24 protein-coding genes are annotated in these 26921 nt (G+C 73.6%); 8 read left to right on the forward strand and 16 right to left on the reverse strand.

What is annotated here, in order from left to right:
• Positions 1–182 precede the first annotated feature (182 nt).
• Positions 183–1706 carry a glycosyl hydrolase family 18 protein gene (locus ACFYU9_RS02790; RefSeq protein ID WP_389341724.1) on the reverse strand — a complete coding sequence of 508 codons (1524 nt, stop codon included), beginning with the start codon at positions 1704–1706 and terminating at the stop codon, positions 183–185.
• A gap of 322 nt (positions 1707–2028) precedes the next feature.
• On the opposite strand from ACFYU9_RS02790, the gene ACFYU9_RS02795 reads away from it, so the two are divergent.
• The gene (locus ACFYU9_RS02795) at positions 2029–3711 is read left to right on the forward strand and encodes a sigma-70 family RNA polymerase sigma factor (protein WP_389341726.1); all 1683 of its coding nucleotides are present in this window, start codon (positions 2029–2031) and stop codon (positions 3709–3711) included.
• Positions 3712–3805: 94 nt separating this feature from the next.
• Here the strand turns inward: ACFYU9_RS02795 and ACFYU9_RS02800 are convergent, their stop codons facing one another.
• The 3 genes from ACFYU9_RS02800 to ACFYU9_RS02810 form a co-directional block, all read right to left on the reverse strand.
• A complete protein-coding gene (locus ACFYU9_RS02800) occupies positions 3806–4894 on the reverse strand; it encodes a branched-chain amino acid aminotransferase (protein ID WP_389210271.1) in 1089 nt (362 codons plus the stop codon).
• A 123-nt stretch (positions 4895–5017) separates the two neighbouring features.
• Positions 5018–6583 (reverse strand): glycerol-3-phosphate dehydrogenase/oxidase, encoded by a 1566-nt coding sequence (locus ACFYU9_RS02805; RefSeq protein WP_389341729.1) that lies wholly within the window; start codon positions 6581–6583, stop codon positions 5018–5020.
• Positions 6580–7179 (reverse strand): TetR/AcrR family transcriptional regulator, encoded by a 600-nt coding sequence (locus tag ACFYU9_RS02810; RefSeq protein ID WP_389210275.1) that lies wholly within the window; start codon positions 7177–7179, stop codon positions 6580–6582. Before ACFYU9_RS02810 ends, ACFYU9_RS02805 begins: the two co-directional genes overlap by 4 nt.
• A 107-nt stretch (positions 7180–7286) precedes the next feature.
• Here ACFYU9_RS02810 and ACFYU9_RS02815 point away from each other — a divergent pair, with 107 nt between their 5' ends.
• On the forward strand, positions 7287–8882 hold the full coding sequence (locus ACFYU9_RS02815) for an FAD-binding oxidoreductase (RefSeq protein ID WP_389342954.1): 1596 nt from the start codon (positions 7287–7289) through the stop codon (positions 8880–8882).
• Positions 8883–8952: 70 nt separating this feature from the next.
• The gene (locus ACFYU9_RS02820; protein ID WP_389210279.1) at positions 8953–9834 is read left to right on the forward strand and encodes a diacylglycerol/lipid kinase family protein; all 882 of its coding nucleotides are present in this window, start codon (positions 8953–8955) and stop codon (positions 9832–9834) included.
• Positions 9835–9845: 11 nt separating this feature from the next.
• Here ACFYU9_RS02820 and ACFYU9_RS02825 read toward each other — a convergent pair whose 3' ends face one another.
• The 3 genes from ACFYU9_RS02825 to ACFYU9_RS02835 are packed head-to-tail and all read right to left on the reverse strand — an operon-like array spanning position 9846 to position 12902.
• Complete coding sequence (locus ACFYU9_RS02825; RefSeq protein ID WP_389341732.1) at positions 9846–11078, reverse strand: lanthionine synthetase C family protein; 1233 nt, start codon at positions 11076–11078, stop codon at positions 9846–9848.
• Positions 11079–11082: 4 nt separating this feature from the next.
• Positions 11083–12651 carry a hypothetical protein gene (locus tag ACFYU9_RS02830; RefSeq protein ID WP_389341735.1) on the reverse strand — a complete coding sequence of 523 codons (1569 nt, stop codon included), beginning with the start codon at positions 12649–12651 and terminating at the stop codon, positions 11083–11085.
• Between the two features lie 59 nt (positions 12652–12710).
• Entirely contained in the window at positions 12711–12902 is a 192-nt protein-coding gene (locus tag ACFYU9_RS02835; RefSeq protein WP_389210285.1) for a hypothetical protein, read from the reverse strand.
• Between ACFYU9_RS02835 and ACFYU9_RS02840 the strand changes: the two genes are divergently transcribed.
• Positions 12901–13023, forward strand: coding sequence for a hypothetical protein (locus tag ACFYU9_RS02840; protein WP_389341738.1), 123 nt, complete (start codon positions 12901–12903; stop codon positions 13021–13023). The genes ACFYU9_RS02835 and ACFYU9_RS02840 overlap by 2 nt on opposite strands.
• Positions 13024–13080: 57 nt before the next feature.
• Here ACFYU9_RS02840 and ACFYU9_RS02845 read toward each other — a convergent pair whose 3' ends face one another.
• Genes ACFYU9_RS02845 through ACFYU9_RS02855 form a run of 3 tightly spaced genes read right to left on the reverse strand, consistent with a single transcriptional unit; the run spans position 13081 to position 16198 of the window.
• A complete protein-coding gene (locus ACFYU9_RS02845; protein WP_389341741.1) occupies positions 13081–13944 on the reverse strand; it encodes a hypothetical protein in 864 nt (287 codons plus the stop codon).
• A complete protein-coding gene (locus tag ACFYU9_RS02850; RefSeq protein ID WP_389341744.1) occupies positions 13941–15788 on the reverse strand; it encodes a GMC oxidoreductase in 1848 nt (615 codons plus the stop codon). Before ACFYU9_RS02850 ends, ACFYU9_RS02845 begins: the two co-directional genes overlap by 4 nt.
• Complete coding sequence (locus tag ACFYU9_RS02855) at positions 15785–16198, reverse strand: hypothetical protein (RefSeq protein ID WP_389341747.1); 414 nt, start codon at positions 16196–16198, stop codon at positions 15785–15787. Before ACFYU9_RS02855 ends, ACFYU9_RS02850 begins: the two co-directional genes overlap by 4 nt.
• 298 nt (positions 16199–16496) lie before the next feature.
• Between ACFYU9_RS02855 and ACFYU9_RS02860 the strand changes: the two genes are divergently transcribed.
• The 3 genes from ACFYU9_RS02860 (at position 16497) to ACFYU9_RS02870 (ending at position 19698) form a co-directional block, all read left to right on the forward strand.
• Positions 16497–17852 (forward strand): lamin tail domain-containing protein, encoded by a 1356-nt coding sequence (locus ACFYU9_RS02860; RefSeq protein WP_389342957.1) that lies wholly within the window; start codon positions 16497–16499, stop codon positions 17850–17852.
• Positions 17853–18014: 162 nt separating this feature from the next.
• Positions 18015–18428, forward strand: a complete 414-nt coding sequence (locus ACFYU9_RS02865) for a VOC family protein (protein WP_389210293.1) — start codon at positions 18015–18017, stop codon at positions 18426–18428.
• Positions 18429–18603: 175 nt separating this feature from the next.
• Positions 18604–19698 (forward strand): hypothetical protein, encoded by a 1095-nt coding sequence (locus tag ACFYU9_RS02870; RefSeq protein ID WP_389341750.1) that lies wholly within the window; start codon positions 18604–18606, stop codon positions 19696–19698.
• Here ACFYU9_RS02870 and ACFYU9_RS02875 read toward each other — a convergent pair.
• Genes ACFYU9_RS02875 through ACFYU9_RS02895 form a run of 5 tightly spaced genes read right to left on the reverse strand, consistent with a single transcriptional unit; the run spans position 19687 to position 24007 of the window.
• Positions 19687–21150, reverse strand: coding sequence for a cytochrome P450 (locus tag ACFYU9_RS02875; RefSeq protein ID WP_389341753.1), 1464 nt, complete (start codon positions 21148–21150; stop codon positions 19687–19689). The two genes, ACFYU9_RS02870 and ACFYU9_RS02875, sit on opposite strands and share 12 nt — an antisense overlap.
• Positions 21147–21767, reverse strand: coding sequence for an ATP/GTP-binding protein (locus ACFYU9_RS02880; RefSeq protein ID WP_389210298.1), 621 nt, complete (start codon positions 21765–21767; stop codon positions 21147–21149). The genes ACFYU9_RS02875 and ACFYU9_RS02880 overlap by 4 nt, the downstream gene beginning before the upstream one ends.
• Positions 21748–22104 carry a DUF742 domain-containing protein gene (locus tag ACFYU9_RS02885; RefSeq protein ID WP_389210300.1) on the reverse strand — a complete coding sequence of 119 codons (357 nt, stop codon included), beginning with the start codon at positions 22102–22104 and terminating at the stop codon, positions 21748–21750. The genes ACFYU9_RS02880 and ACFYU9_RS02885 overlap by 20 nt, the downstream gene beginning before the upstream one ends.
• A complete protein-coding gene (locus ACFYU9_RS02890) occupies positions 22101–22508 on the reverse strand; it encodes a roadblock/LC7 domain-containing protein (RefSeq protein ID WP_389210301.1) in 408 nt (135 codons plus the stop codon). The genes ACFYU9_RS02885 and ACFYU9_RS02890 overlap by 4 nt, the downstream gene beginning before the upstream one ends.
• 2 nt (positions 22509–22510) lie before the next feature.
• The gene (locus ACFYU9_RS02895) at positions 22511–24007 is read right to left on the reverse strand and encodes a sensor histidine kinase (protein ID WP_389341756.1); all 1497 of its coding nucleotides are present in this window, start codon (positions 24005–24007) and stop codon (positions 22511–22513) included.
• Between the two features lie 464 nt (positions 24008–24471).
• Here ACFYU9_RS02895 and ACFYU9_RS02900 point away from each other — a divergent pair, with 464 nt between their 5' ends.
• Positions 24472–25707 (forward strand): serine hydrolase domain-containing protein, encoded by a 1236-nt coding sequence (locus tag ACFYU9_RS02900; RefSeq protein ID WP_389341759.1) that lies wholly within the window; start codon positions 24472–24474, stop codon positions 25705–25707.
• Positions 25708–25757: 50 nt separating this feature from the next.
• On the opposite strand, the gene ACFYU9_RS02905 is transcribed toward ACFYU9_RS02900, so the two are convergent.
• A complete protein-coding gene (locus ACFYU9_RS02905) occupies positions 25758–26891 on the reverse strand; it encodes a PP2C family protein-serine/threonine phosphatase (RefSeq protein ID WP_389210307.1) in 1134 nt (377 codons plus the stop codon).
• Positions 26892–26921 lie beyond the last annotated feature (30 nt).

The following is a 26921-nucleotide window of genomic DNA, read 5'->3' on the forward strand; positions in this document are numbered from 1 at the left end:
GCATGCGAAGGGGCCGGTGCCGGGGGGAGGTCCCCCGGCACCGGCCCCGCCGGATCGAGTCGGTTCAGCCGCTCATGCCGGCTCAGGCCGTGCCAGGCCGTGCCAGGCTGTGCCAGGCCGTCTCAGGTCGGCTCAGGTCGGTTCGGAGCGGCTCAGGCCGGCTCGGACCGGTTCGGAGTCGTTCAGCAGGCGCCGAGGTCCTGCCACACGCCCCACTCGCCGGTCGTGCCGGGCTCCTCGCCCAGCGTCCACCACTTGGCCTTCCAGGTGTGCCCCTGGTGGGAGACCTGCTGGCCGCCGGTGTAGACCGCGGTCTTGGACCACGGAGCCGCGGTGCACTGGTGGCCGCTGCCGCCGGTGATCGTCAGCGTGTACGTGGCGGTGTGCGCGGCCTTGGGGCCGGAGCCGGTCACCGTGATCCGGTACGTTCCCGAGACCGCCGCCGCCGTCGTGGCGAGCGACAGCGTCGCGGAGCCGCCCGCGGTGACCGAGGCCGGGCTGAAGGTGGCGGTGACGCCGGCGGGCAGGCCGCTCGCCGCGAGGCTCACCGACTGGGCCGCGCCCGACGTGACCGCCGTGGCGATCGTGCCGGTGGCCGTGCCGCCCGCCGTCACCGTGCCGGACGCCGGGCTCGCCGTCAGCGAGAAGTCGTCGGACGGCACCGTCGTGCCGCCCGTGAACGGGGCGAAGACGTGGCTGAAGTCCCAGGTGTTCTGCGCGATGCCCGAGCAGTTGTCCGCGGCGGCGCCGCCCGCGCAGCCGCCGTTGTCACGCTGCAGCGCCCAGAACGACAGGGTGTTGATGCCCTTGGACACGGCCCAGTCGTACACCGTGCGCGCGTTGGCCAGGCTGAAGGTCTCGGCCGGGCCGAAGTCGTCGACGCCGATCATCTCGGTGACGCCGATCATGCCCCACAGCTGGGCGGAGGTCTTCGAGGGGTACAGCTTGGCGAGCTGGTCGTAGAGTCCGCCGGCCGCGGTCTGGGTGTCCTTGGCCATGTCGTGCGCGGCGTTGTCGTAGTAGTCGAAGGTCATCAGGTTCACGACGTCGACGCGGGCGCCGTTGCTCACGGCGTTCTTCACGACGTTGAGGCCGCTCGCGGCGAGCCCCGTGGTCGTGGTCGGCAGCGTGTACGAGATCTCCAGCTTGCGGCCGGCGGCGGCCGCCCGGTCCTGGAGGATCTTGATGGCCTTGTTGCGGCGGTCGATGCCGGCGGTGTTGTCCAGCGAGTCGACCTCGATGTCCATGTCGAGCCGGCTCACGTCATAGGTCGTGAGCACCTTCTCGTAGGCGTCGGCGATCTGGTTGACGTCGGTGCAGCTGTCCGCGATCTCGGTGCCCGTGGTGTCCGCGGTGTAGCCGCCGAACGAGGGGATCACGTCACCGCCGCGGCCCTGCATCGTCTTGATGTCGTTGCCGAAGACCGCCGAGGAGACCGGCATGCCGGTGTCGCCGTTCCAGTACGGCGTACACGAGCCCTTGGTGGCGGTCTGCAGGAACGCCATCGTCAGGTGCTTGGTGCCGGAGGCGGCGGCGAGGGCGGCCGGGCTCTCGCCGGTCCACGCCTCGAAGTACGGGGCGAACACCCGCGACGGCAGCGGGGTCGCCGCCTGGGCGGTGCCGCCGCCGAGCGCGGTCAGGCCGGCCGCGGCGACGGCGGTGGTGACGGCCGCGATGACCGCGCGCAGGAAGCGCGTGCGTCTCATGTCAGTCCCAGGGGGTGTGAGGGGTCGGGTGGGGTCGCTAAGGAGATAGCGGCGCGCCGCGCGGCGGGTCAATGGTCTGGACCAAATGGCGGGTAGACCGGCGTGCGCCTTCCGTCATCGTTTTCCCTGTCCATGGCGACGATGATTGGCATAGACCAATTCCCGGGATTTTTACCGTTCTTGACCCGGCGTCGGCCCGCCCCGGCGGCCCCGGAGCGGGCATCGAAAGTTCTTTCGCGATTTCCGTTATCCGGCTCCCGCTCTCCGGTCTCCCAGTCGTAGGGCATCGGCAACAGGCGGGACGAACAGGATGAAGCACGGCATGACGGCGGCGACGGGCACGCGGACGGGGACGGTGACCATGGTCGGTACGGAGCTGGTGAGGGCCGCGCAGGGCGGCGACCCGGCGGCGCGGGACCGGCTCGTCGCCGCCCATCTGCCGCTCGTCTACAACATCGTCGGCCGGGCGATGAACGGACACCACGACGTCGACGACGTCGTGCAGGAGACCATGCTGCGCGCCCTCGACGGGCTCGGCACCCTGCGCGCCCCGGACAGCTTCCGCTCCTGGCTGGTCGCCATCGCCATGAACACCCTGCGCGCCCACTGGCAGCGCCGCAGCGCCGGCCACGCGGCCGGAGCCCTCGACGACGCCCGCGACCTCGCCCACCCCGGCGCCGACTTCGTCGAGCTCACCGTGGCCCGGCTCCAGCTCTCCGGCCAGCGCCGCGAGACCGCCGAGGCCACCCGCTGGATGGAACCCGAGGACAGCGCCCTGCTCTCCCTGTGGTGGCTGGAATGCGCCGGCGAACTCAGCCGCCACGAGGTCGCCGCCGCCCTGGAACTGACCCCGGAACACACCGCGGTCCGGGTGCAGCGGATGAAGGAACGCCTGGAGACCGCCCGGATCGTCGTACGCGCCCTGACCGCCGACCCGCTCTGCCCCACCCTGCGCGACGGGCTCGGCAGCTGGGACGGCCACCCGTCCGCACTCTGGCGCAAGCGCATAGCCCGCCACGCCCGCACCTGCCCGCACTGCGCCGGACTCTGGCACGGTCTCGTCCCCGCCGAGGGGCTGCTCGCCGGACTGCTGCTCGTGCCCCCGTCCGCGCTGCTGCTCACCGGCGTCCGCGAGAGCGCGGGCCTCGGACTCGCCGCCGCCTCCGCCCCGGCACCGTCCGGCTCCGCCGCCGGCTCGGCATCCGTGGCCGCGTCCCGTACGGGTGCCCGGCACGCCGCCGGATCCGGAGCCGGCACGCGCGGCGCCCGGCGCAAGGCGGAACAGCGCCGCCGGGGCCGCCGGCGTGCCGTCGCCGCCGCCGGCCTCGCCGTGGTGGCCGTCGCCGGCGGCACCTTCCACCTGCTCACCGGCCCCGACGGCGGCACCGCGGACCCCGAGGACGTGACCCAGGCGTCGGCCCCCGACACCGCCACCGTCCCGGGGGCGCCCCCGGCCACCACCACCTCCGCCGCGCCCGCCACGCCGACGCCGAGCGCGACCCCGAGCAAGGCCCCCACGACCCGCCCGCCCAAGCCGTCCCCGGCCCGGACCACGTCGAAGCCCGCCCCGCCGCGGCCGGCGCGCCCGCCGCGCCCCACGGCGGACACGCCCGCGCCGCCCGCCCCGACGTCCGAGTCCGGCCAGGTCATCGAGCTGGTCAACGCCGAACGGGCGAAGGCGGGATGCGGGCCGCTGACCGAGAACGCCTTGCTGACCCGGGCCGCGCAGGGCCACTCCGACGACATGGCCGCCCGGGACTTCTTCGACCACACCAACCCGGACGGCGACGGCCCCGGCGAGCGCGTCACCGCCGCCGGCTACCGCTGGTCGACGTACGGCGAGAACATCGCCAAGGGCCAGCGCACCCCGGCCGAGGTGATGGACGCCTGGATGAACAGCCCCGGCCACCGGGCCAACATCCTCAACTGCTCCTTCAAGGAGATCGGCATCGGCCTCCACCCGGCCGGCGGTCCCTACTGGACGCAGGTCTTCGGCGCGCAGTGACGCCGGGGCCTGCGGCGAGCACGGCAGCCGGGGTCCGGCCGTCCCCCATGGGGCCGGGCACCGGCCGCCGTGCCGTCGCCTGCCGGCCGCGTCCTCACACCACCCGGTGCAGCCAGCCGTAGGTGTCCTCGGACCGGCCGTACTGGATGCCGAGCACCCGCTCGCGCAGCGCGGTCGTCCGCTCGCCCGGCTTGCCGTCGCCGACCGTGAGCGCGTAGCCCTCGCCCTTGATGCCGGTGACCGGCGTGATCACGGCGGCCGTGCCGGCGGCGAAGATCTCCGTCACCGTCCCGTCGGTGACGCCGGCGCTCAACTCCCTGAAGGAGATGGGCCGCTCGACCGGCGTCAGGCCGAACTCATGGGCCAGCGCCAGGACCGAGTCGCGGGTGACGCCCTCCAGGATCGTGCCGAGCGCCGGGGTGATCAGCTCGCCGCCCGAGGTGACCAGGAACAGGTTCATCGTCCCGGACTCCTCGACGCAGCCGTCGTCGCCCGTGCTGTCGAGGTAGAGGACCTGGTCGCAGCCGTGCTGCTGCGCCTCGGTCTGGGCGGCGAGGCTGGAGGCGTAGTTGCCGCCGCACTTCGCGGCGCCCGTGCCGCCCTTGGCCGCCCGCGTGTAGTTCGTGCTGACCCACAGGGTGATGCCGCCCGAACCGGCCGCGAAGTACTGCTGCGCGGGGCAGGCGATGACCGAGTAGACGACCCGCTCGGCCGGCCGGACCCCGAGGAACGCCTCGGCGGCGAACATGAACGGGCGCAGATAGAGGCTCTCCTCGCCCTCCGACACCGGCACCCACGCCTCGTCCGCGCGCACCAGCCCCTCGATGCTCGCGAGGAAGTCCTCGGCGGGCAGCTCGGGCAGGCCCATCCGCTCCGCGGACCGGGCGAAGCGGCGCGCGTTCATCCCGGGCCGGAACAGCCAGACGCTGCCGTCCGCGTGCCGGTACGCCTTGAGGCCCTCGAATATCTCCTGCGCGTAGTGCAGCACGGCCGCGCTCGGGTGCAGCGAGAACGGCTTCAGCGCGCCGACCCCGCGCTCGTGCCACCCGGCCTCGGGCGTCCAGACGGCCGAGGCCATGTGATCGGTGAAGTGCCGGCCGAAACCGGGCGCGGCCAGGACGGCCGCGCGCTCGGCGTCGGGGACCGGGCGGTCGGTGCGCACCAGCGGGTATGCGGGATTCAACGTCGAACTCTCCTTGTTCACGAACGGGTCGGCCGGGTGCGCCCGGGCCGCCGGCCGCGGTCCGTGACGCACCGGAGGAATCCTGCCTCAACGCCGCCCGCGGGGGCACGGAGTTGCTTCCCGCTACTCGGTGCGGGCGAGGACCTCCCGGGCCGCCCGCTCGGCCTTCGCCCGGTCCTCGGGGACGAGTCCGACGCGGGTGCGGCGGTCGAGGAGGTCGCCGGTGTCGAGGGCGCCCTCGTGCCGTACGGCCCACAGCAGTTCGGCGCCGGTGACGGGATGGCCGGGCACGACGGGCTCGGCGAGCGCCGGGTCCGCGAGGCCGAGGGCGTGCACGGCCGGGGCCTCGGAGCCGTAGCGGCGCACCAGGCGCGTCGGGGCGTCGAGCCCGGCCAGAGTCCGGGGCCGGGCGGCGCCGACGAGCGGCAGGGACGCGGTGCGGCACGGGCCGGCGTCGAGGCCGCTCGCGGCCACGGCGGCGTCGACGGCGTCCTGGGCCATGCGCCGGTACGTGGTCAGCTTGCCGCCGACGACGGTGACGACGCCGTCGGGCGAGGTGAGCACGGCGTGCCTGCGCGAGATGTCGGCGGTGCGGCCGCCGTCGCCGCTCGTGTCGAGCAGCGGGCGCAGGCCGGCGAACGCCCCGACCACGTCGGCGCGTTGGACGGTGACGTCGAGCGCGGAGCCGAGCACGTCGAGCAGGAAGCCGATGTCGGTCTCCGGGACCTCCGGCACGTCCGGGATGTCGCCGTCGACGGGCTCGTCGGTCAGGCCCACGTACACCCGGCCGTCGCCCTGCGGCAGGACGAGCACGAAGCGGTTGGTCTCGCCGGGGATCGGGATGTGCAGACCGGCGGAGAGCCGGCCCAGGTCCTCGGAGCGCAGCACGAGATGGGTGCCGCGGGAGGGCCGCAGCCGGATGTCGTCGACGAGGCCGCCCGCCCACACCCCGGTCGCGTTGACGACCGCGCGGGCGCGGATGGTCAGCTCCTGGCCGGTGGTCTCGTCGCGGACGAGCGCGCCGTCACGGTGGAGTTCCAGGGCGCGGGTGCGGGTGAGGACGCGCGCGCCGTGAGCGGCCGCGGTGCGGGCGATCGCGGTCACCAGCCGGGCGTCGTCGGCGAGTTGGCCGTCCCAGGAGAGCAGTCCGCCGCGCAGCCCCGTGGAGCGCAGGGCCGGGGCGAGGTGCCGGGTCTCGACGGCGGAGAGCGTACGCGGCCTCGGCAGCGTGCGGCGCGAGGTGCGGGCGGCGAGGCGCAGCATGTCGCCGGCGAGGAAACCGGCCCGGGCGAGGGTCGCCTGGGCGGGGCTGACCAGCGGGGTCAGCGGCAGTACGAAGGGCTGGGCGCGGACCAGGTGGGGCGCGGTGCGCTCCATGAGGATGCCGCGTTCGACGGCGCTCTCGTGGGCGACGTCGAGCTGTCCGGAGGCGAGGTAGCGCAGTCCGCCGTGGATCAGCTTGGAGCTCCATCGGGAGGTGCCGAAGGCGAGGTCGTGGGCGTCGATCGCGGCGACGGAGAGTCCGCGGGCGGCCGCGTCGAGGGCGGCGCCGGCGCCGGTGGCGCCGAGGCCGACGACCAGCACGTCGACGGTGGTGCCCTGGCCGAGCTGCTCCAGTTCGCGGCGGCGCCGTGCGGCGTCGAGGGAGGAGCCGGGCAGGGCGGCGGCGGGGCTGCTCGTGGGGTTCATGGGGTGAGGGTCCTCTCCAGCAGGGTGCGCAGCTCGTCGAGGAAGGCGGCTTCGCTCAGTTCGGGATCGGTCTCGTCGGTCATGGTGCGCAGCGAGAGCGTGAAGGACTGGACGACGAGCAGCAGCGACCGGGCCTGCAGGTCCGTGCGGGCGCGCCGCACCGATCCGTCCTCGTGCCCCTCGGCGAGCGCCGCGGCGACGATCTCCAGGAGGGCCTCCTGGCTGGCGCCCCGCCGGTCGAGGATGTACGGCAGGAGCAGTTCGGGGTCCACGTCGAGGATCTTGTGGAACAGCGGATGGGCGCGGAACGCGGCGGCGCCCGCGACCAGTCCGTCGACGATCCGGGCGCGCACGGGACGCGGGTCGCCGGCCGGCGGCATGGCACCGGCGGCCACCGCGATCCACTCGCGGGTCATCAGGTCGCCGACCAGGCTGCGTACGTCGGGCCAGCGCCGGTAGATCGTCATCCGCGACACGCCCGCGCGCCGGGCGATGTCGGTGAGGGTGGTGCGCCGCACGCCGACGGCGAGGACGCAGTCGCGGGCGGCGTCGAGTACGGAATCTGCGTCCGAGGCGTTGTGACGAATGGGCGTCATCTGTCACAGTGTAATGGCAGGACGGGGAGAGCGGCAGCGCCGACTCGGGACCGACCCCGGAAACAGACCTGAACAGCAGCGTGAACAGCACCGTGAGGACCTTCGAAGTGGACATGTTGTGGAGCGGCTGGGGCGACCCGGCCAAGGCGGCCCCGCTGCCCGACGCGGTGACCGGACTGCTGCGGGACCTGCTCGGCGTCACCCCGCGCGAGAGCGGCCCGGCCGGCCTCGCCGACATCGAGGCGCCCGCCCCGGCCCTCACCGCCGAGGCCCGCAAGGCCCTGACCGCGGCCCTCGCCGCGCCCGACGCCCTGCGCGAGGACGCCGAGAGCCGCATCCGGCACACCCGCGGCAAGTCCACCCCGGACCTGCTGCGCATCCGCGCCGGCGAGGTCGCCGACATCCCCGCCGCCGTCGTCCTGCCCGGCAGCCACGACGAGGTCCTCGCCGTGCTGCGCGCCTGCGCCGACCACGGCCTCGCCGCCGTCCCGTTCGGCGGCGGCACCTCCGTCGTCGGCGGCCTCGCGCCCACCACCGAGCGGCCCTTCGTCGCCCTCGACCTGCGCCGCCTCGACGCGCTCCTCGCCGTCGACGAGGTGTCCCGCACCGCCACCCTGCAGCCCGGACTGCGCGGCCCGCGGTGCGAGGAGCTGCTCAACGAACAGGGCTGGACCCTCGGCCACTTCCCGCAGTCCTTCGAGTGGGCCACCATCGGCGGCTTCGCCGCGGCCCGCTCCAGCGGCCAGGCGTCCGCCGGCTACGGCCGCTTCGACGAGATGGTCCTCGGCCTCACCGTCGCCACCCCCGAAGGCACCCTGGAGACCGGGCGCGCCCCGCGCTCCGCGGCCGGCCCCGACCTGCGCCAGCTGATCCTCGGCTCCGAAGGCGCCCTCGGCGTCATCACCGCCGTCACCGTGCGCATCCGCCCGCTGCCCGCGAAGCGGGTCTACGAGGGCTGGCGCTTCGCCGACTTCGCCACCGGCACCGCCGCCCTGCGCCGGCTCGCCCAGGACGGCCCGCGGCCCACCGTGCTGCGCCTGTCCGACGAGTCCGAGACCTTCGTCGGCCTCGCCCAGCCGGACGCCATCGGCGACACCGAACTCCCGCAGAACCCCGGCTGCATGGCGATCGTCGGCTACGAGGGCACCGAGGCCGACACCGCCGCCCGCCGCGCCGCCGCCCGAGAGGTCCTGCTCGCCTCCGGCGGCGAGTACCTCGGCGAGGAACCCGGAGACAAGTGGGAGCACGGCCGCTACAACGCGCCCTACCTGCGCGACTCCCTCCTCGACGCCGGCGCCTTCGCCGAGACCCTGGAGACGGCCGCCTTCTGGTCCGCCATCCCCGGCCTCTACGCCGCCGTGCGCGACGCGCTGACCAGCACGCTCACCGCGGCCGGCACCCCGCCGCTCGTCATGTGCCACATCTCGCACACCTACGAGAACGGCGCCTCGCTCTACTTCACCGTCGTCTCCGCGCAGGGCGAGGACGCGGTGGCGCACTGGGCCCCGGTCAAGCAGGCCGCCAACGACGCGATCCTGGCCGCCGGCGGCACCATCAGCCACCACCACGGCGTCGGCACCGACCACCGGGACTGGTTCGTCCGCGAGATCGGCCCGCTCGGCATCCGCATGCTCCAGGCGGTCAAGGCCGAGATCGACCCGTCCGGCGTGCTCAGCCCCGGGGTCCTCATCCCCGTCCGCTGAGGCACCCGCCGCACCGCCCGCCGAATCCCCGCTCCCGCCGTCCCACTCCCGCCGCCCGGAGGCATGCTCGATGCGACAGTTCACCGCCGTCGTCAACCCCACCGCAGGGGGGTCCAGCGGTACGGCGGGCCTGCTCCCGCTGGCCCGGCTGCTGCGGGAGGCGGGCGCCCGGCTCGACACCGTCTACAGCCGCAGCCTGGAGCACGCCCAGGAGCTCGCCCATGACGCCGGCGCGCGCGGCCATGTCGTCCTCGCCGTCGGCGGCGACGGCATGGCGGGGCGGATCGGCGGCGCGCTCAGCGGCACGGACACCGTCTTCGGCCTGGTCCCGGCCGGCCGCGGCAACGACTTCGCCCGCGCACTCGGCCTGCCCACCGACCCCGAGCGGCTCGCCGAGATCCTGCTCCACGGCGAGCCGCGGGCCGTCGACACCATCGAGGTCGAGTCCGCGGCCCACCCGCGGATCAGCGTCCTCGGCAGCGTGTACGCGGGCGTCGACGCGGTCGCCAACCGGCACGCCAACCACTCCCGGCTGCTGCGCGGCGCCGCCTCCTACTACGCCGGCGGCCTGCGCGCCGTCCTCGCCTGGCGGCCCGCCGCCTACCGCATCACCGTCGACGGCGTCCGGCACGAGCGCACCGGCTACACCGTGATCGCCGCCAACTCCGGCTTCTACGGCTTCGGCCGCAAGGTCGCGCCCGGTGCCCGCGTAGACGACGGCATGCTCGACGTCGTCGTCATCAACAAGGCGCCGAAGCACCTGTTCTTCGCCATGATGAACGAGCTCAAGACCGGCGCCCACGTCGACCGGCCCCAGGTCGAGATCCTGCGCGGCAAGGAGATCCGCATCGAGGCCGACCGCGCCCTCCCGTACGGCGCCGACGGCGAGGTCGACGCGACCCTCCCGGTGACCGTGCGGGTGCGGCCCGCCGCGCTCCACGTGCTCGCCTGACCGCCGTACGCTCACAGGTCCACGAGGAGGCGGGGGCCCGGGTCCACCAGCCGGGACAGGAACATGCCGATGCCGGCGGAGCCGGTCGCGTAGTCGTGCGCGATCCGGTTCAGCCAGCGGCCGGGGAACGCGATCCCGGCCCCGTCCCCGGCTTTCGCGGGCTTCTCGGTTTTCTCGGTGGTTCCGGCGCTCTCGATCCGGAACCACAGGACGGTCCGGGCGATGGCGGCCGCCCGGTCCCGGTACTCCTCCTCGCCGGTGCCGCGGTACATGTCCAGCATGAACTCGCCGATCCCCGCCAGCCCCTCGAAGAGGCCGGGCGCGTAGGCGTAGGTGACGTACGTGTCGTCCGCGACCCGTCGTGCGAGCTCGCCGTACCGCTCGATGCCGAGCAGCCGGTGGAAGCGGACCAGCACGCTGCCGATGCCGGCGCTGCCGTGGATCCAGTACGGATACAGGACGGAGTCGCCCTGGAAGCGCGGCCACTGCAGACCGAGACCGCTCTCGCCCGCGTGCGCCAGGTCGAACTCCAGGGCCTCGACGGCGCGGGAGCGGAAGCGGGGGTCGCCGGTCGCCAGGTGCAGGTACAGCAGGAAGAGGGCGATGCCGCTCGGCCCGTAGCCGTACCCGTGGTGGACCCGGCCGTCGTGGGAGGTCGGCCAGAAACAGGTGTCGCCCTCGCGCCGCGCCGTACGGAGCAGCTCCTCGCCCGCCCGCACGGCGTGGTCGAGGTAGACCTGGCGGCCGGTGGCCGCGTGGAAGCGCAGGGAGGCCAGCCCCCACCCGGCGACGCCGAGGAAGAGGCTCGGATCGTCGAACAGCAGGGGAGAGCGGTAGAGCGTCGCCATCGCGGTCTCGGCCCGCTCCCGCATGCCGAGTTCCTGGAAGGCCCAGGCGATGCCGGCAAGGCCGACGTAGAGGCCCGGCGGGTAGGTGTCGTTGTCGAGGGGCCGGCTCAGCATCCACGCGGCCGCCTCCTCGGGCAGGCCGCCGGACCGCGGACCGCCGGAGCGCGGGCCGCCGGCCGACAGGAACAGGGCCGGCCCGCAGGCGCCGTAGGCCACGCTGAGCGGGTTCGTCGCGTAGACCATGTAGTCGGCCGGCCAGAGACGGTCGGTGCGCTGCCCGTCGTAGGTCCGCAGCAGCGTGTCGCCGAGGCCGCGCAGGGTGCGCCGCACTTCCGGGTACGGGTGGGCCCGGACGGCTTCCGCCGCCGGGTATGTCCCGGTCACCAGGGGCGTCATGGCCTCACCCTTCCTCCCAGTCGGCCAGCACGGCCTTCGCCCCGGCCACGTCGGCGGCCGCCAGACACGCCACCACGGACCTCACCCGGTCGGGGACGCCCAGGGCGACCAGCTCGTCGAGGATGAGGTCCTGCGCCACGGGATTGAGGGCGAAGAAAGCGGTCGTGGGCGCGACGCTGCTGTAGAGCAGCATGGCCACGGCGTACCAGTCGTCGCAGGGGAGCAGCCGGTCCCGGGAGGAGCGCCGCGGGTGCAGGAACCCGGGCGTGCCCCAGCGGGTCCCGTAGGCCAGCAGCGCCGGATCGTCGTCCTCGCCGACCGAGCTCTCGAAGTCGATGAACCACATCCGGCGGGTCTCGGGATCGACGAGGACGTTGTTCGGCGACAGGTCGCCGAGCACGACCCCACGGGCGTGCACCGCCTCGACCATGGCGACGAGGCGACCGGCGACCTCCCTGAACAGCGGGACGAACCCCTCGACCCGGCCCGGCCGCCGCAGGTACGGCGCGAGGATGACGTCGTCGCGGGCCCAGAAGTCGTGGAAGGCGATGCCCGTCACGCGCTCCTCGACCAGGAAGGTGTGCTCCCACTCCGGGAAGAGGTCGACGGGCCGGGGCACGAACTCCAGGCCGTCCAGCCGGCGCAGCACGTCGTACTCGTGGCGCAGCATGTCGACGGCGTCGACCGTACGGCCCCCGATCGCCGTGCAGTTGGTGAGCCGCCGGGCCTCCTTCACGACGACCTGCCGCCCGGTGACCCGGTCGGTGCCGTGGTAGACACCGCCCGCGTTGGAGAAGGTGAGCGCGCCCTCGACGAGGTAGCGGTCCTTGAGCAGGGTGCCGTCAGGTTCCGGCTCCGGCCCCGGTTCCCGCTCCTGCTCCTGCTCCGGACCGGGCTCCGGCTCCTCCTCGAACGGGTCGCGGACCCACGACGGCAGTCTGAAGCACGGCAAGCGCTCGTCGGCCACGTACGTGCCGTCGGGCGCGACCAGGAAGGTGGTCTGCGTTCCGTCGACGCCGAGCCGCCGCGGCGGCCGGAAGCCCCCGTACCGGTAGAACAGGACCTTGCTGTCCCGGTACCGGCGGTCGGACAGGATGTACGGTCCCTCGACCGGCTCGTCGGCCGTGCGCCGGTACAGGGTCTCGATCAGCCGGACGAACACGTCCTCGTCGGGCGGATAGACCGTCATGAACTTGCCGGCGAAGCCGCGTTCCTGGGTCTTCGAGTTGATCAGGCCCAGCATCACCGGGTCGGCGGCGGCTTTGAACTCGACGTCGTGCTCCACGCACACCGGCACGACGAGCTCGAACAGCCGGAAGGTGTGCGCGGGCGCCGAGGAGACATGGATCTTGAAGCCCTGGGTGGGCGACGGAGCCGTCCGCGGCCCGGGGCCCGCGGGCCGCCGGGCCTGCAACCACACGTCGCCGCGCTCGAGACTCCAGGTGTCCGGCAGCAGCCCGGTGAGGGCGTCGCGGTACTCGGGGGTGATCTCGCGACGGGACAGGGGCTCGTAGTGCCGCGGATCGACGAGACCGAAGAGATGGTGGGCGGCCATGGCCGCGTGACGCTCCACGGGCGCTCAGCCGCCGGAGCCGCGAAGAGGGCCCCGGCGGACGAGACGACGTTCCGTGATCACTGCTGCATCGTGGTGCCGCCGCCGCCGGGGCAGCCGATACTGATGGAGCTGCACCCGATCGACTGCGTGCTGTGGAAACCGGCGATCCCGGACACCGGTTCACCGGTCTGCAGTCCCTGCAGCCCCAGCACCCGGGTCTCCTTCGCCTTCTCGGGCGGGACGGCCTGCCTCTTGTCCTTCTTGGCCATGAGCTTCTCCCATCTCCTGGCGACGCTGCTGCCAGGAGACGACCGGCCCCGGCTCGCGGCCATGTGGCGCGGCCGCCGCACCGCGACCTCCCCGCGCTCCCGCCCCGCCCGACCTGCGTAAACACCGGCCGCCTCGCACGACGGACGGCTTACTCCGATCGAGTGAGTCCCGGCGCGGTCACCCGTGGGACGACGGCAGGTAGTACGGCCGGTTGTGGGCGGCCACCGGGGGCGACTGGTACGTCCACGCGCCCGCGGCCGGCGCGTCGTCGCCGAGGAGCGCGTGGACGTCACGGCCGAGGTCGCCGTCCGGGGCGTGCAGCGTGATCCGGGTGCGCCCGGAGTGCGCGGCGGCGGAGAGGTCGTACCAGCGGTAGGGCTGGTAGACGTTCATGGGGCCGGCGAGCAGACGGCCCTCCCGGTCGGTGCCGTAGCCGGTGACGGGAGCGGAGTTGGCGGCCACGGCGGCGAGGCCGTCCAGCTTCGCCGTGAGGTCGAGCAGCGGGGCGTCCGCCTGCTCCAGGGCGCCGTCCGCGCCGATCGAGGCCCCGTTGCACCGCACGGTCCAGGTGTCGCCCGCCGGTCCGTTGAGGGACGGCAGGGCCACCTCGAACCAGCCCGGGTACTTCGGCTCCGCGTACAGCTCGCGTCCGGCCGTGATCGCGAACGGGTTGTCGCACACGACGTGGATCCGGGCGATGCCGAGCAGCTTCGTCTGGTCCCAGCCCTGCGCGTACTGCGCGTAGGTCAGGCCCGGCAGCCGCTTCTCCTCGGCCGTCGGGAAGGCGATGACGCTGAACTCGATCTCCTGCGTGACGCCGCCGCCGAACGCGTACTGCGCGAAGTACAGCTGGTAGTTGAGCGAGACCAGCGCCCGCCCGCCCTCGAACGTCGCCGCGGTCAGGTCCGGGTGGTGCTTGGCGAGCAGCTCGCGGACCGGGTCGGGGGCGACCAGCCAGTCGACGCCGATCTGATGCAACGCCCCGTAGTGGAAGGGGAGTTGGAAGGGCTCGGTCACGGGCGGCAGGGGCAGCGGGGTCATGCGGGGGCTCCCGGGGTCGACGGGGCGGAGGGCGTGGAGGGCAGGGAGGGCGTGGAAGGCAGGGCGGGAGCGGACGGCGTGGGGGAGCCGGCGGAGACGGGCCGGTCGCGGGCCGCGAGGTCGGCCTCGACGCGTGCGGCGCTGCGCAGGGCGAGCGCGGCCATGGTCAGGGTGGGATTGGCGGTGGAGACCGACGGCATGCTGCCGCAGCCGACCGCGTACAGCCCCGGGTGGTCCCAGCAGCGCTGCCAGGAGTCCACCACGGACGTGGCGGGGGAGTCGCCCATGAGATGGGTGCCGGCGGCATGGCCGGCACCGCGGTAGCCGTACGTACGGCCCCGGTGCTCGAAGCGCCCCGGCCAGGCCGCCACCGGCGTGTAGTCCGTGTGGTCCTCGGCGCCGAGCAGGGCGAAGAGCTGCTCCGAGACCGCCCGGGCCGCCGCCATGCCCTCCTTCACGTGCTCGTCCAGGTCGTAGGTGACGAGCGGGCGGGGCAGACCGAGGGCGTCGCGCTCGGTCGGATGGAGGGTGACCCGGTTCGAGGGGTCGGCGCCCTGCTCCATCTCGAACTGGAAGGTGAACTGGCGGCGGATCCTGTCCCCGACGGCCTCCCGCAACTCCCGCCCGAACAGGCCGCGTTCGGAGAGGAAATGGGCCACGTCCGTGTCGACGGGCCCCTTCGCCCAGAGCCAGCCCCACGCCCCGAACTCGATCCGGAACGGCGCCCGCAGCCGGCGCCCCGGACCGGCCCGGAAGCCCTCTAAACCGGAGACGGAGCCCGGGCCCCGGTAGGGCCCGGTGTCCTCCGGCAACAGCCCCCAGGTCAGCAGGACCGGATGGTCCATCAGATTGCGGCCGAGCTGGCCGCTGCCGCCGGCGAGCCCGGAGAGCAGCAGCAGCCGGGCGTTCTCGACGGCGTGCGCGGCCAGCACGACGACATCGGCGTGCGCGACGGACACCTCCCCGTCGTACGAGCGGTACTCCACGCCCGTCGCCCGCCCGCGGCCGTCGACGAGCACCCGGCTCACCACCGAGCGGTCCCGGAGCCGCACCGAACCGCTCCACCGCCCCTGCGTCTTGAGCGGGGTGTACTTCGCGTAGGAGGGGCAGTGCGGGATGCAGGTCGCGTTGCCCACGCACCGGCTGTCCGGCTCCGGCCGCCCGTCCCGACCGAGCGGCACATAGCCGCGGCCGCCGTCGTAGCGAGGGTCCGGGATGCCGTTGCGCGCGTGCGGAGTGCCGGTCACCCGCAGCTCGACCTCGCTCAGGGCCACCGGGTCCTTGACGCGGCGCCCGTCGAGCCGGGCCGCGAGCAGCCGGTCCAGGCGTCCGGCGGGCAGCGCCCGCATGGGGAAGACGTAGTCGTCGGGGAAGGGCAGGCCGACGTGCTCGCGCTGCTCCCCGGCGTCGGCGGCCACCCCGAGCTCCCGCTCCGCCGCCCGGTAGTGGGGCTCCAGCTCGTCGTAGGTGAGCGGCCACCGCCGCCCGTAGCCGAAGGACTCGGTGTCGAAGTCCTCCGGCAGCATCCGCGGCGCGAGCCCGGTCCACACGTTGCCGGTGCCGCCGTTCATCCGGACGTAGCCGCTCGCGTACGGCAGCGGGCCGTCCTGGAACAGATGGCCGCCCGTCCGGAAGCCGGGCGTCCCGTCGGTGCCGACGAGGTCCGTGGCCTCGGGCCAGGGTGCCGCCGGATGGGCCCGGTACGACGGGCCGGGCGGCGGTGCGCCGTCGCCCGCGGCGCCCGCCTCCAGGACCAGGACCCGCCGCCCGTGCGCGCCGAGTCGGTGCGCCACGAGCGAGCCCGCGACACCCGCGCCGACGACGATCACGTCGTACCGCGTCACCGGCCGCCCCCGCCGTCCGGGCCGGCGCCGGTGCCGGCCCGGGCCCAGCTCCCGTACCCCTCCGGCCCGGTGGCGGGAGCCTTCACACCGGCCGCCTTCCACACCAGGCCCTCGGCCTGGGCGCGCGGGGACACCAGGACCGGCGGCCGGCCCGGCCAGCTGCCGGTGTACCAGAGGTACGTCACCGCCCGGGCCGCGTCCCGCAGCTCGTCGTCGGTGCGGTCGTCCAGGGCCTCGTACGGCTCCCGCAGCTCGCGCAGCAGCCGCCCGTACCGCTCCGCGCCGAGCCGGTCCGCGGCGAACGCCCGGTAGACCTCGGTCAGTCCGGTGGCCGCCAGGTCGGCTCCGTCGAAGCCGGTCAGCCGCGCCGACACGGCGCTGAAGCGGTGAATCTCGTCTGTGATGGGCACGCGGGCAACGGTGCCCCGCCGCCCCCGGCGCCATGCGGCGCACCTGCGGAAAGGCTTGATCACGACGGTGTACGGTCCCGGGTCAAGCCCTCGTACGACTGGCCGTGGTCGACCTGCCGTTCGACATGCGTTCACACGGCAACCCGTCCGAAGCCGACCGGCGTTCGGTGCCGGCCGCGAGCCTCGTGTCGCCCGGCCCCACACCTCCACTCCAGTCAGGACGGACACCGTGCGCGAAGTCCACACTCCCCGGGGGCGGCGTCGCCTCCCTCGCCGCCTCGCCGTCGTCGGGGCGACCCTGGCCGCCGCCGCGGCGCTGCTCGCGCCCGCCGCCCACGCGGCGCCGGCCGACGACGTCCGGATCAACGAGGTGGTGACGACCGGCAGCGTCGACGACTCGATCGAGCTGTTCAACAAGGGCACGGCCGCCGTCGACGTCTCGGGCTGGATCCTCAGGGACGACAACAACAGCTCGAAGTACACGGTGCCGTCCGGGACGACGCTCGCCCCGGGCGCCGCCCGCGCCTTCGACGTGGCCGGCTCCTTCGGCCTCGGCTCCAGCGACAAGGCCCGCCTCTACCTGCCCGACGGCAGCACCCTGGTCGACAGCTTCGGCTGGACCAGCCACTCCAACCCGTCCTGGTCGCGCTGTCCCGACGGCACCGGGGCCTTCGGCAAGGCGCCCCTGACGCTCGGCGCGCCGAACTCCTGCGGCTCCGGCGGCGGTACGGGCCCGGTGCCGTGGCCCGGCGCGAGCACCGTGGCGACCGCCGACGGCGCCAACGTCTTCGGCCAGGACCTCAGCGGCCTCTACCAGGAGGGCCCCGTGCTCTGGGGCGCGCAGAACTCCGGCAAGCTGTGGCGGCTGGTCCGCGACGGCTCCGGCGGCTGGAAGCCCGACACCGCGAACGGCTGGGCCTCCGGCAAGACGCTGCGCTACCCCGACGGCACCGGCAGCCCCGACAGCGAGGCCGTCACCCTGACCGCCGCGGGCGCCGCCGGCGGCGCGTACGTCGCGACCGAGCGCAACGGCGACGCCTCCGGCACCAGCCGGCTCTCCGTGCTCCGCTACGACGTCACCACCGGCACCGGCGGCACCCTGACCGCGACGAAGGAGTGGAACCTGACCGCCGGCCTGCCGGCCGTGGGCTCCAACCTCGGCTTCGAGGCGGTCACCTGGATCCCCGACGCCACCCTCACCGCCGCCGGCTTCAAGGACGAGTCGACCGGCGCGGCCTACGACCCGAACCGCTACGGCGCCCACACCGGCGGCATCTTCCTCCTCGGCGTCGAGGGCACCGCCACCGTCCACGCCTACGTGCTCCAGGACAGCGGCGCCGCCACCAGGGTCGCCACGTTTGCGAGCGGCATGTCCGGCGTGATGGAGCTCCAGTGGGAGCCGCAGGCCGCCCGGCTCTGGGTGGTCTGCGACGACACCTGCTCCGGGCAGCACCGCACGATGAAGGTCGGCACCTCCGGCGCCTTCACGCTCGACGCCGTCTACGACCGCCCGAGCGGCATGCCCGACATCAACAACGAGGGCTTCACCCTGGCCGGCGCCGACGAGTGCGTGGCCGGCAGCAAGCCCGTCTACTGGTCCGACGACAGCAACACCGGCGGCCACGCCCTGCGCAGGGGCACCATCAGCTGCTGAGCCCGCGCGCGGCCCGTACCGCCGGGCGCGCTCCGGCCGCCCACGCCACCTCGGCGCCGGCCCACCGGCGATGAGGTGGCGTGTTATCAAGCTCATTATCCTGATTTGATCACTTATGCCCGTACGCTGCCCCCACCGACCCACCCCTGAAGGGAGCATCTCGTGGCATCGCGGCTCAACCCCTACATCAGCTTCTCCGGCGACGCGCGGCAGGCCATGGAGTACTACAAGACGGTCCTGGGCGGCACGCTGAGCCTCAGCGGCTACGGAGAGTTCGGCTCCGAGACGCCGCCCGGGTACGAGGACAAGGTCATGCACGGCATGCTGGAGACGGACGGCGGCTTCACGCTGATGGGCGCCGACGTGCCGCCCGGCATGCCGCACGAGCCCGGCAACAACTTCGCCGTGAGCCTCAGCGGCGACGACGCGGACGAGCTGCGCGGCTACTGGGCGAAGCTGTCCGCCGACGGCACCGTCTCCGTGCCCCTGGAGAAGCAGATGTGGGGCGACGAGTTCGGCATGTGCACCGACAAGTTCGGCATCACGTGGATGGTCGACATCACCGCGCGCACCTGACCCCGGGGCCCCGCCCGGGCGGCCCGCGCGACGGCGGAGCGCGAATCGGCCAGGGTGGCGGGTTTGCCGGGCGGCACGCGGGGAAGGGTCCGGCGTCAGTGGCATAGGCACCTGGCAGTGGCGCCGTAGCCCGGATCGTCGACCTGACCGTCGGGGAGAAGGAGGTTGATCCGCCATGACCGTGAGTGCCGTCGAGCTCCCGGAGTTGTGGATGCCGTATCCGGTACGGGGCAACCCGCATCTGCCGGATCTGCGCGCGGAGAGCGAGACCTGGGCGCGGGAGATGGGCATGCTGGCCGACGACGAGGGGCCGGCGGCCCCTCGCGCGATCTGGACCCGGTCCCAGTTCCACGCCATGACCGTGGACCAGCTGACCGCCTGGACCCTGCCCGACGCGGGGCCGGCCGAGCTCAGGCTCAACCACCGCTTCAACATCTGGGCGCTGGCCTGGGACGACTACTTCGCCGCCACCTTCAAGCGCACCGGTGACCTCCCGGCCGCACTGGAATTCACCGCCCGGCTCCACGCCTTCCTGCGACCGGAGCCGGGCGCGCGCTTACCCGAGCCGGTGAATGCCGTCGAGCGGGGAATAGCGGATCTTCAACGAGATCTCTTTCCGGCCAGGCTGGCGCACTGGCGGCGCGATTTCAATGTCGCGCTGGCGAAATACATCGACGCGGGCGTACTGGAACTCGCCAACAGCCTCGGCGGACGGGTTCCCGATCTGATCGAATACGCGCCGTTCCGGCGGGAGAGTTTCGCCGCCCACACCGCCCCCTATTCCGTCGAACTCGCCACCGGCGCGCGAATACCCGAGCAGATACGGCACAGCCGGGTCGTCCGCGGTCTGCTCGACGCCTTCATGGACGTCATGGGGCTGGCCAACGACATCGCCTCCTACGAACGGGAGGTCCACGAGGAACGCGACGTCAACAACCTCGTCGTCGTCATCGGCACCTCCCTGGGCATCCCGCTCCACGAGGCCGTGCCCGCCGCCGTGCACCTGGTCAACGCCCGGCTGCGCGACTTCGACCGCCTCGGTCACGGCGAACTCCCCCTGCTGGTCCAGCGGTCCGGGCTGCACCACGGCGAGCGGGCCGAGCTGGCGGCGTGGCTCCGCGGCGCCTGCGGCTTCCTGTCCGGTCTGCACGCCTGGTACACCGGGGCACCCCGCTACGTACCCGCCGACCCCGCCGTCACGGAGCAGCACCGAAGGGGTGCCGGCGAACGCCCGCCGGCGACCCCCTCGGTGGCGCGGCTATCGCCGTAGCAGCCGACGCCCGAGGCGCACCCACCACGAGGCGGCGGGCGCCGGCCGCTGCCCGGGCACGGGGACGCCCGCCGGCCCGTCCGGCCCCTGCGGCCACGGCGCCGCCGGCGGCAGCCCGCTGCTGCGCGCGGGCGGGACCGGCAACGGCGCCGTGATGTCCGGGGCCCGGGGAGGACGCGCGGCGAAGGTCACCGGCAGCGCCGTCAGGTGCCGCGCCCAGGTGGAGGAGCGCCAGTCGAGCTCCTCCTCGGGGACGGCCAGCAGGATGTCGGGCAGCCGGGTGAGGAGGATGTCGATGCCGGTGTCGGCGATGATGCGGCCGATGTCCTGGCCGGGACACTCGTGGTTGCCGGCGCTGAACGACAGATGGGCCCGGTTGTGGTGCACCGGGGCCACCGGATCCGGACGGATCGCCTCGTCGACGTTCCCGGCGGCCAGACCGAGCAGGAGCATGTCTCCCGCCTTGATCCGCTGCCCGCCCAGGGTGGTGTCGCTGTTGGCCCAGCGGCCCGGGCACACCATCAGCGGCGGCTCGTCCCACAGGACCTGCTCCACCGCCTCCGGCACCGTCATCTGTCCACCGGCCAGCGACCCGCGGAAGCGCGGGTCGGTGACCACCATCCGCAGCACGTTGGACATGAGGTTGGCGGTCGTCTCGTAGCCCGCCAGGAGGATCAGCCGCAGGTGGTGCTGCACCTCCTCGTCGGTGAGGCCGGCCGGATGGGCGAGCAGCGCGGAGGCGATGTCGTGCCCCGGACGCAGCCGCTTCTCGGCGACGAGCTTCTCCAGGCATTCGAGGACGTAGGCGTTGCTGGCGAGCGAGGTCTCGGTGGCCTTGAAGAGGTCCCGGGCGGCGTGCACGAGCGCGGGCCCGGACTCGTCCGACATGCCGAGCAGCCGGGTGAGGGTGAGCATGGGCAGGTGCTCGGTGAACCGGCCCACCAGCTCGACCTCGCCGTCCTCGCAGAACCCGTCGATCAGCTCGTGGGCGAAGCGCGTGATGTGCCGGCGGACGCCCCGGTGGTCGAACTGGTCGAGGCCGGCCGTGACCGCCCCGCGCAGCCGCTGGTGTTCCTCGCCGTCCGCGCACACGCAGTCCGGGCGCCAGCCGATCATCGGCACGAGCGGCGAGGTGGCCGCGTCGATCTCGCCGCTCGTCCAGCCGTGCCAGACGCGGGGGTCGCGGGAGAACTGGGTGGAGCGGGTGGCCACGTCACGGTTCTCGAGGTAGCCGAGGACGAGCCAGGCGCGTACGTCGCCGTCGAGCAGCACGGGCGCCACCGGGCCGTGCTTGGCGCGCAGCTCCTCGTACAGGCCCATCGGATCGGTGGCCGCGGCCTCGCCGTAGAGCCGGGTCGCTCCGCCGGGGCCCGTCGTGGCGTGCGCCGGGCAGCCCGGCGGCGGGACCGGCCCGGCGGCGAGGGAGGGGTGTTCGGGGGGTGGGACGGTCATGCGGTCTCCTGGGCGGCGAGGGTGCACAGGTAGACCATCAGCGAGAGAAGGGCGTCACGGCAGGACGCCCGGTCACGTGCGTCGCAGTCGACGATGGGCACGGACTCGCTGAGGGCCAGCGCGCTGCGCAGTTCGGGTACGGGGTACCGGGGGGCTTCAGGGAAGGCGTTGACGGCCACCACGAACGGGACCCGGCGGTCCTCCAGGCGGGTGATGACCTCGAAGCAGACCTCGATCCTGCGGGTGTCGACGAGGACGACGGCGCCGAGCGCGCCCTCGAAGATGCCGTTCCACAGGAACCAGAAGCGCTCCTGTCCGGGGGTGCCGAACAGGTAGAGGACCAGCTCCCGGTTGATGCTGATCCGGCCGAAGTCCATCGCGACGGTCGTGGTGTTCTTGCCCGCGACGCCGGGATTCTGGTCGATCCCCACGCCCGCCTGGGTCATGCGCTCCTCGGTGGTCAGCGGCGGGATCTCGCTCACCGAACCGACCATGGTCGTCTTGCCGACGCCGAAGCCGCCGACGATCACGACCTTGACGCCCCGGGCGCCGTGCGGCAGCAGCAGGTCGGTGCCGCCGGCGCCCGCCTGGGGCGCGTCAGAGCTTACGTAGTCCATGGATCACCGCCTCCAGAAGGCCGCGGTCGGGGTACGCCGCGACGGGCACGGGTGCAATGGCCTCGACACGTTCGTCCTCGACGAGTTGGGACAGCAACACGGTGACGACGCTGAACGGGAGGCTGAGGTGCGCGGACACCTCGGCCACCGACAGCGGGTACTGGCACATCGAGAGGATGGCCGCCTGCTCGGGCTGCATCGCGGGGTCGGGCTGGGCCCGGGACGCGATGAGGGTGACGAGGTCGAACGCCTTGGCCGAGGAACCCGGGCCACCGGTAATGACGTAGAGCGGAACGGGAGTGCCTTCGTCCCAGGGGGACTGGTTCTCCGATGTCACATCGCCTGCCGGACGTCATCACGAGGCGGGCTGGTCATGTGCTGGCCGATCCGGACGACCAGTGTCCGCATGCGGTCGCCGAGCAGTCCGGCGTCCACCTCCGCGTCGGCGAGCACCGCGAGATAGGCCCCGGGGCCGGCCGCCATCATGGAGAAGTACCCGCCGTCGGCCTCGATCCCGACCATCCGCGTCGAGCCGTCCCCGTGCGGGAACATCTGCGCGATGGCCTTGGCCAGGCTCTGGATGCCGGAACAGGCGGCGGCGATGGCGTCGGCGGTGTCGGGAGCCGTGTTCGCCTGCCCGATGCACAGGCCGTCGGACGACAGGACGACCACGTGCCGTACGTGCGGAACGCCGCCCACGAGTTCCGTGAGCATCCAGTCGATGTTGGGCAGTGGCTGCATGGTTACTCGACCTCATCTGACGGATGGCTGTGGGGAGTGGAAGGTTCGGCGGCCGGTCGCCCGCCGCCGTTGAACGCCTCCCACATCAGGCCCGGCTGCGGGGACGTGCCGGAGGTCCCCCGGGGCGCGGCCGGAGCCGTGCCGGGCGCGGGGGGCGTGCGGACGAGCGGCGTCGGTACGGGTGACTCGCGGCGCCGCCGGGGCAGGCCGTTGAGGGTGGTGCCGGCCGTCCCGGCCGGATCCGTCGCGGCATCCGCCGCGGTCGCGGGCGCGGGCACCGGCGCCGCCGGGAGCGAGGGCGGGGGCGTCGACAGCGGCCGGGGACGCGACGGGCCGGCCGGGCGCTTGCGCGGGGGCTCCGGCATCCGTACGAGCGGCTGCGGGACCGTGGTGATCAGGCGCCGGGGCACGAGCACGACGGCCCGTACGCCGCCGTAGGCGGAGGTGCGCAGATCGACCACGCAGCCGTGCTCGCGGGCCAGCCGGCTCACGACGGGCAGGCCGAGCTGGGTCACCTCGCCGAGCCCCGACATCAGGTTGCCCCGCGCCGCCTGGGCCATGACGCGGTCGATGCGCGCCCGGACCTCCTCGGTGAGCCCGACCCCGCGGTCCTCGATCTCGATCGCGATGCCGGTGGGCACCTCGCTCGCGGTCACCTCCACGGGGGTGTGCGGCGGCGAGAACGTCGTGGCGTTGTCGAGGAGTTCGGCGAGCAGATGGATCAGCGGCTCGGCGCCGGGGCCCACCACCGCCACCTCCGTCACCGACTGCAGCTTGACGCGGGGGAAGTCGACGATGCGGGACATGGCGCCGCGCAGCACGTCGTAGAGCGGGATCGCCCTGGACCACTGGCGTCCGGGCCGGGCGTCGCCCAGGACCGCGATGCTGGCGGCCAGGCGGCCGATCAGCGCGTTGCGGTGGTCGATGCCCTGCAGACCGCGGGAGACCACGACGTCCGTGCCGTGCAGGATCTGCATGGCGTGCAGGTCCTTGGCGAGCTGGTGCACGATCGCCTGCATCCGGCGGGCGACCGCCACCAGGGCCCGCTGGGACGAGTCCTTGGTGGTCTCCTCGGTCTCCACGGCTTCGAGGAGCGTCCGCAGGGCCTCGCGGAGCGCCTCGGCGAAGTCGGGGTCGAGGTGCTCGCCGAACGCGGCGGAGTGCAGGATGTCCGACGACGACTCGCCCTTCTTCAGGCGGGCGACGGCCGCCGGGAGGAGCGACTCGGCCATCCACACGGTGGTGGACCGCTGGTCGGCCAGCCGCCCGAGCAGCGCGGCCTCGCGCCCGGCGTGGTACTCCTGCGCCTCGGTGAACGCCCGCGCCCGGCGGACCGCCTCCGCCGACCGCAGCCGGTGCACGGTCACGGCCGAGGTGAGGGTCGTCAGGGCGACCGCGGCGAGGCCGGACCAGGCGAGCGGTGTCCGTATCTGCGCAGGGGTGAAGAGCAGTCCTATGGCGAGGGCGACGGCCAGGGTTCCGGGAGGGATGAGCCACACCGGAGCCACTGCGCCGGGCCTGGCTCTGGAAGTCGAACCTGCACGAACCATCAAGAGGGTCCCTAAACAGTCTGGAATGAGCGGACTGAGGCGGTGTGTCGCGCCGACAGGAAATATTCCTCGCAGCCACGTTCCGTCCGCGCCCACTTCAGCGGTCATGACTCGCTGTGAGCGCAGCGCAACACATGTGGGGAGCATAGTCAGTTCGGGTTTGACATGTGACCTCGATGGAGCGGAAGCCTCCATCAATCAATTCGAACTCATAAGTCGACGAATTCTGTTCTGAAATTGACAGCAACTGATCAGATTGCGTCGCTGTCGGTGTGCCGGCGGGCAGGCCGCACGGCGGCGACCCGTACTGCCGACGCCGCCTCCCGGGCCCGGCGCGGGCCTGACGGGTGATGTTCGCGCGGGTCGGCGAGAGGCGGGGCCGCCGCACGAGCGGCCCGGCCGATACTCCGGCCATGACACCAGCCCGTACCACCTCGCGGCCGCGCCTCGCCCTGATCGCCGCGCTCACCGCCCTGGCCGCCCTCGCCGCCCCGGTCACCACCGCCGGCGGCGCGACGGGCGGCGAGGGCGGCCACCACCGGCCCTGCGCGAGCTCGCGGCCGGCGCGGCACGGCCCGGCCGCCGAGATCCTGCGGATCGCCGAGCGGGCCAAGAAGGACCTGGACCTCCGGTCCGTCATCCTGCGGGTCACCGTCGACGGCCGCGAGGTGATCACCACCGCGCTCGGCGAGTCGATGACCGGGGTCCCGGCGGACCCCGCCATGCACTTCCGCAACGGCAACATCGCCATCAGCTACCTGGGCACGGCCCTGCTGCGCCTCGTCGACCAGGGCCGGGTCCGCCTCGACGACACCGTCGAACGCTGGCTGCCCGGCCTGCGGGACGCCGACAGGATCACCCTGCGCATGCTCGGCGCGTCCACCACCGGCCTCGTCGACTACGTCCGCCTCCCCGCGTTCCAGCAGGCCGTCGGCGCGAACCCGTTCCGCCAGTGGACGGCGAAGGAAGTGGTGGACCTGTCGACCCACGAGGAGCGGTGGTACGACCCCGGCACCAACTGGAGCTACTCGCACGCCAACTTCGTCCTCCTCGGCGCCGCCCTGGAGAAGATCACCGGCACCCGGCTCGACCGCCTGCTCCGGCAGGAGGTCACCGGTCCGCTCGGCCTGCGCGAGACCCGCAACGCCTTCACCCCCGACATCCCGGAACCCGTCCTGCACGCCTTCGACGCCGACCGCGGGCGCTACGAGGAGTCCACCTTCTGGAACCCCTCCTGGACCACCGCGCCCGGCGCGGTCGAGACCACCGACATCTGCGACCTCGAACGCTCGGCCGGCGGCCTGGGCTCCGGCGAGCTGCTCTCCCCGTCCTCGTACCGGGAACTGCTGAACCCCGGCACGGTCGGGCTCGGCCACGCCACCAAGAAGTGCCCCGCCACCGTCTGCCTGGCGCAGACCGAGGCCACCCACGACGGGCTGGGCATCCTCGTCCTCGGCGACTGGATCTCCCAGCACCCGCTCTTCTTCGGCTACTCCGCCTCCATGGCCTACCTGCCGTCCCGGCACCTGTCCATCGCGGTCTCCACCACCCAGGGCCCCACGAGCACGGACGGCCACCACGCCCATGTGATCACCCAGCGGATCGCCGCCGCCCTCGCTCCGGGGCACCCGATCCCCGACTTCGGCTGAGCGGCCCGTCCGCGAGCGCGGGCCGGGCCCGGCAGGAGCCGAAGGCCGCCCTACGCCTCCGCCGGGAGCCGTTCGACCGCGACGAGCGCCGCGTCGTCGCCGAGGTGGCCGCCCGCGTACGCCTGGAGGTCGGCCCGCAGCCGGCCCAGCAGCGTGCGCGGGTCGTCGCCCGTCCAGGCGGCGAGCCGCTCCGTCAGTGGATAGAAGGCCCGCGAGTGGTCGCGGGCCTCGATGACACCGTCCGTGTAGAGCAGCAGCACGTCGCCGACGCCGAACGGGAAGGTCTCCACCGTCACGTCGGGGGGGACGACGTCGGACAGGCCGAGCGGGGGGCTGGCGTCGGCCGAGTCGAGCGGGATCACCCGCCCCTCGCGCAGCAGCAGCGGGGGCGGGTGGCCGCAGTTCACGAGCCGGACGACCGGCTCCTGGTCCGGGATGTCGAGCACCAGCGCGGTGACGAACGCCTCGGCCGTGTCGCCGGCCGCCTCGTCGCCCCCCGCCCCCGGCGCGCCCGTGTCCTCCTCCGAGCCGACGCCCTCCTCCAGGTGCCCGACCAGCTCCGGCAGCTCCTGCTCGCGGCGCGCGGTGACCCGGAAGGCGCCGAGGACCAGCGAGGCCTCGCTGATCGCGTCGAGCCCCTTGCCCCGGGCGTCGCCGATCAGCAGCCGGGTGCCGCGCGCCGTACGGGCCGCCGCGTACAGGTCGCCGCCCATCTGCGCCTCCGCCTCGGCGGCCAGGTAGACCGAGGCGATGCGCAGCGGCCCGGCGCGCTGGGGGAGGGGGCGCAGGACGACACTCTGCGCGGCGTGGGCGACGGCCCGCAACCGGGTCACCCGGCTCTCGTCCCGCTCCCGCAGATAGGCGAAGAACGTCGCGATGACGGAGATCAGCACCAGCGCGATGATCTGGTAGGTGTGGTTCAGGTCCGTGAGCGTCGTCCGCGCGACCGCCACCACCGTCTGGGCGAGGACCGCGACCGCGCCGACGAACGCCGTCATCCGCGGCCCCGCGAAGGACGCGGTCACCGCGGGCGCGGCGATCAGGAACGGCCCCAGGTGGACGTCGGGCGGGGCCAGGACGTCCACCACGGTGACCGCCGCGATGAGTGCGAAGGGCGCGGCGAGCAGCAGCCGGCCCCCGCGCCGGGAGAGGCGGGGGGTGAGCCTTGGCTCGCGCGGGTCCATGAGAAAGGCATACCCCAGGCGACCGGGCGT

It is taken from the genome of Streptomyces sp. NPDC004327 (assembly GCF_042873935.1).
In the GTDB taxonomy this organism is placed as follows: Bacteria; Actinomycetota; Actinomycetes; order Streptomycetales; family Streptomycetaceae; genus Streptomyces.

What these genes read in the sequence shown, in the direction of transcription:
- ACFYU9_RS02790 (WP_389341724.1), bottom strand. Translation starts at nt 1,706, where the DNA reads ATGAGACGCACGCGCTTCCTGCGCGCGGTCATCGCGGCCGTCACCACC.
- ACFYU9_RS02795 (WP_389341726.1), top strand. Translation starts at nt 2,029, where the DNA reads ATGACGGCGGCGACGGGCACGCGGACGGGGACGGTGACCATGGTCGGT.
- ACFYU9_RS02805 (WP_389341729.1), bottom strand. Translation starts at nt 6,583, where the DNA reads ATGAACCCCACGAGCAGCCCCGCCGCCGCCCTGCCCGGCTCCTCCCTC.
- ACFYU9_RS02810 (WP_389210275.1), bottom strand. Translation starts at nt 7,179, where the DNA reads ATGACGCCCATTCGTCACAACGCCTCGGACGCAGATTCCGTACTCGAC.
- ACFYU9_RS02820 (WP_389210279.1), top strand. Translation starts at nt 8,953, where the DNA reads ATGCGACAGTTCACCGCCGTCGTCAACCCCACCGCAGGGGGGTCCAGC.
- ACFYU9_RS02825 (WP_389341732.1), bottom strand. Translation starts at nt 11,078, where the DNA reads ATGACGCCCCTGGTGACCGGGACATACCCGGCGGCGGAAGCCGTCCGG.
- ACFYU9_RS02840 (WP_389341738.1), top strand. Translation starts at nt 12,901, where the DNA reads ATGAGCTTCTCCCATCTCCTGGCGACGCTGCTGCCAGGAGACGACCGG.
- ACFYU9_RS02835 (WP_389210285.1), bottom strand. Translation starts at nt 12,902, where the DNA reads ATGGCCAAGAAGGACAAGAGGCAGGCCGTCCCGCCCGAGAAGGCGAAG.
- ACFYU9_RS02845 (WP_389341741.1), bottom strand. Translation starts at nt 13,944, where the DNA reads ATGACCCCGCTGCCCCTGCCGCCCGTGACCGAGCCCTTCCAACTCCCC.
- ACFYU9_RS02870 (WP_389341750.1), top strand. Translation starts at nt 18,604, where the DNA reads ATGACCGTGAGTGCCGTCGAGCTCCCGGAGTTGTGGATGCCGTATCCG.
- ACFYU9_RS02875 (WP_389341753.1), bottom strand. Translation starts at nt 21,150, where the DNA reads ATGACCGTCCCACCCCCCGAACACCCCTCCCTCGCCGCCGGGCCGGTC.
- ACFYU9_RS02880 (WP_389210298.1), bottom strand. Translation starts at nt 21,767, where the DNA reads ATGGACTACGTAAGCTCTGACGCGCCCCAGGCGGGCGCCGGCGGCACC.
- ACFYU9_RS02890 (WP_389210301.1), bottom strand. Translation starts at nt 22,508, where the DNA reads ATGCAGCCACTGCCCAACATCGACTGGATGCTCACGGAACTCGTGGGC.
- ACFYU9_RS02900 (WP_389341759.1), top strand. Translation starts at nt 24,472, where the DNA reads ATGACACCAGCCCGTACCACCTCGCGGCCGCGCCTCGCCCTGATCGCC.
- ACFYU9_RS02905 (WP_389210307.1), bottom strand. Translation starts at nt 26,891, where the DNA reads ATGGACCCGCGCGAGCCAAGGCTCACCCCCCGCCTCTCCCGGCGCGGG.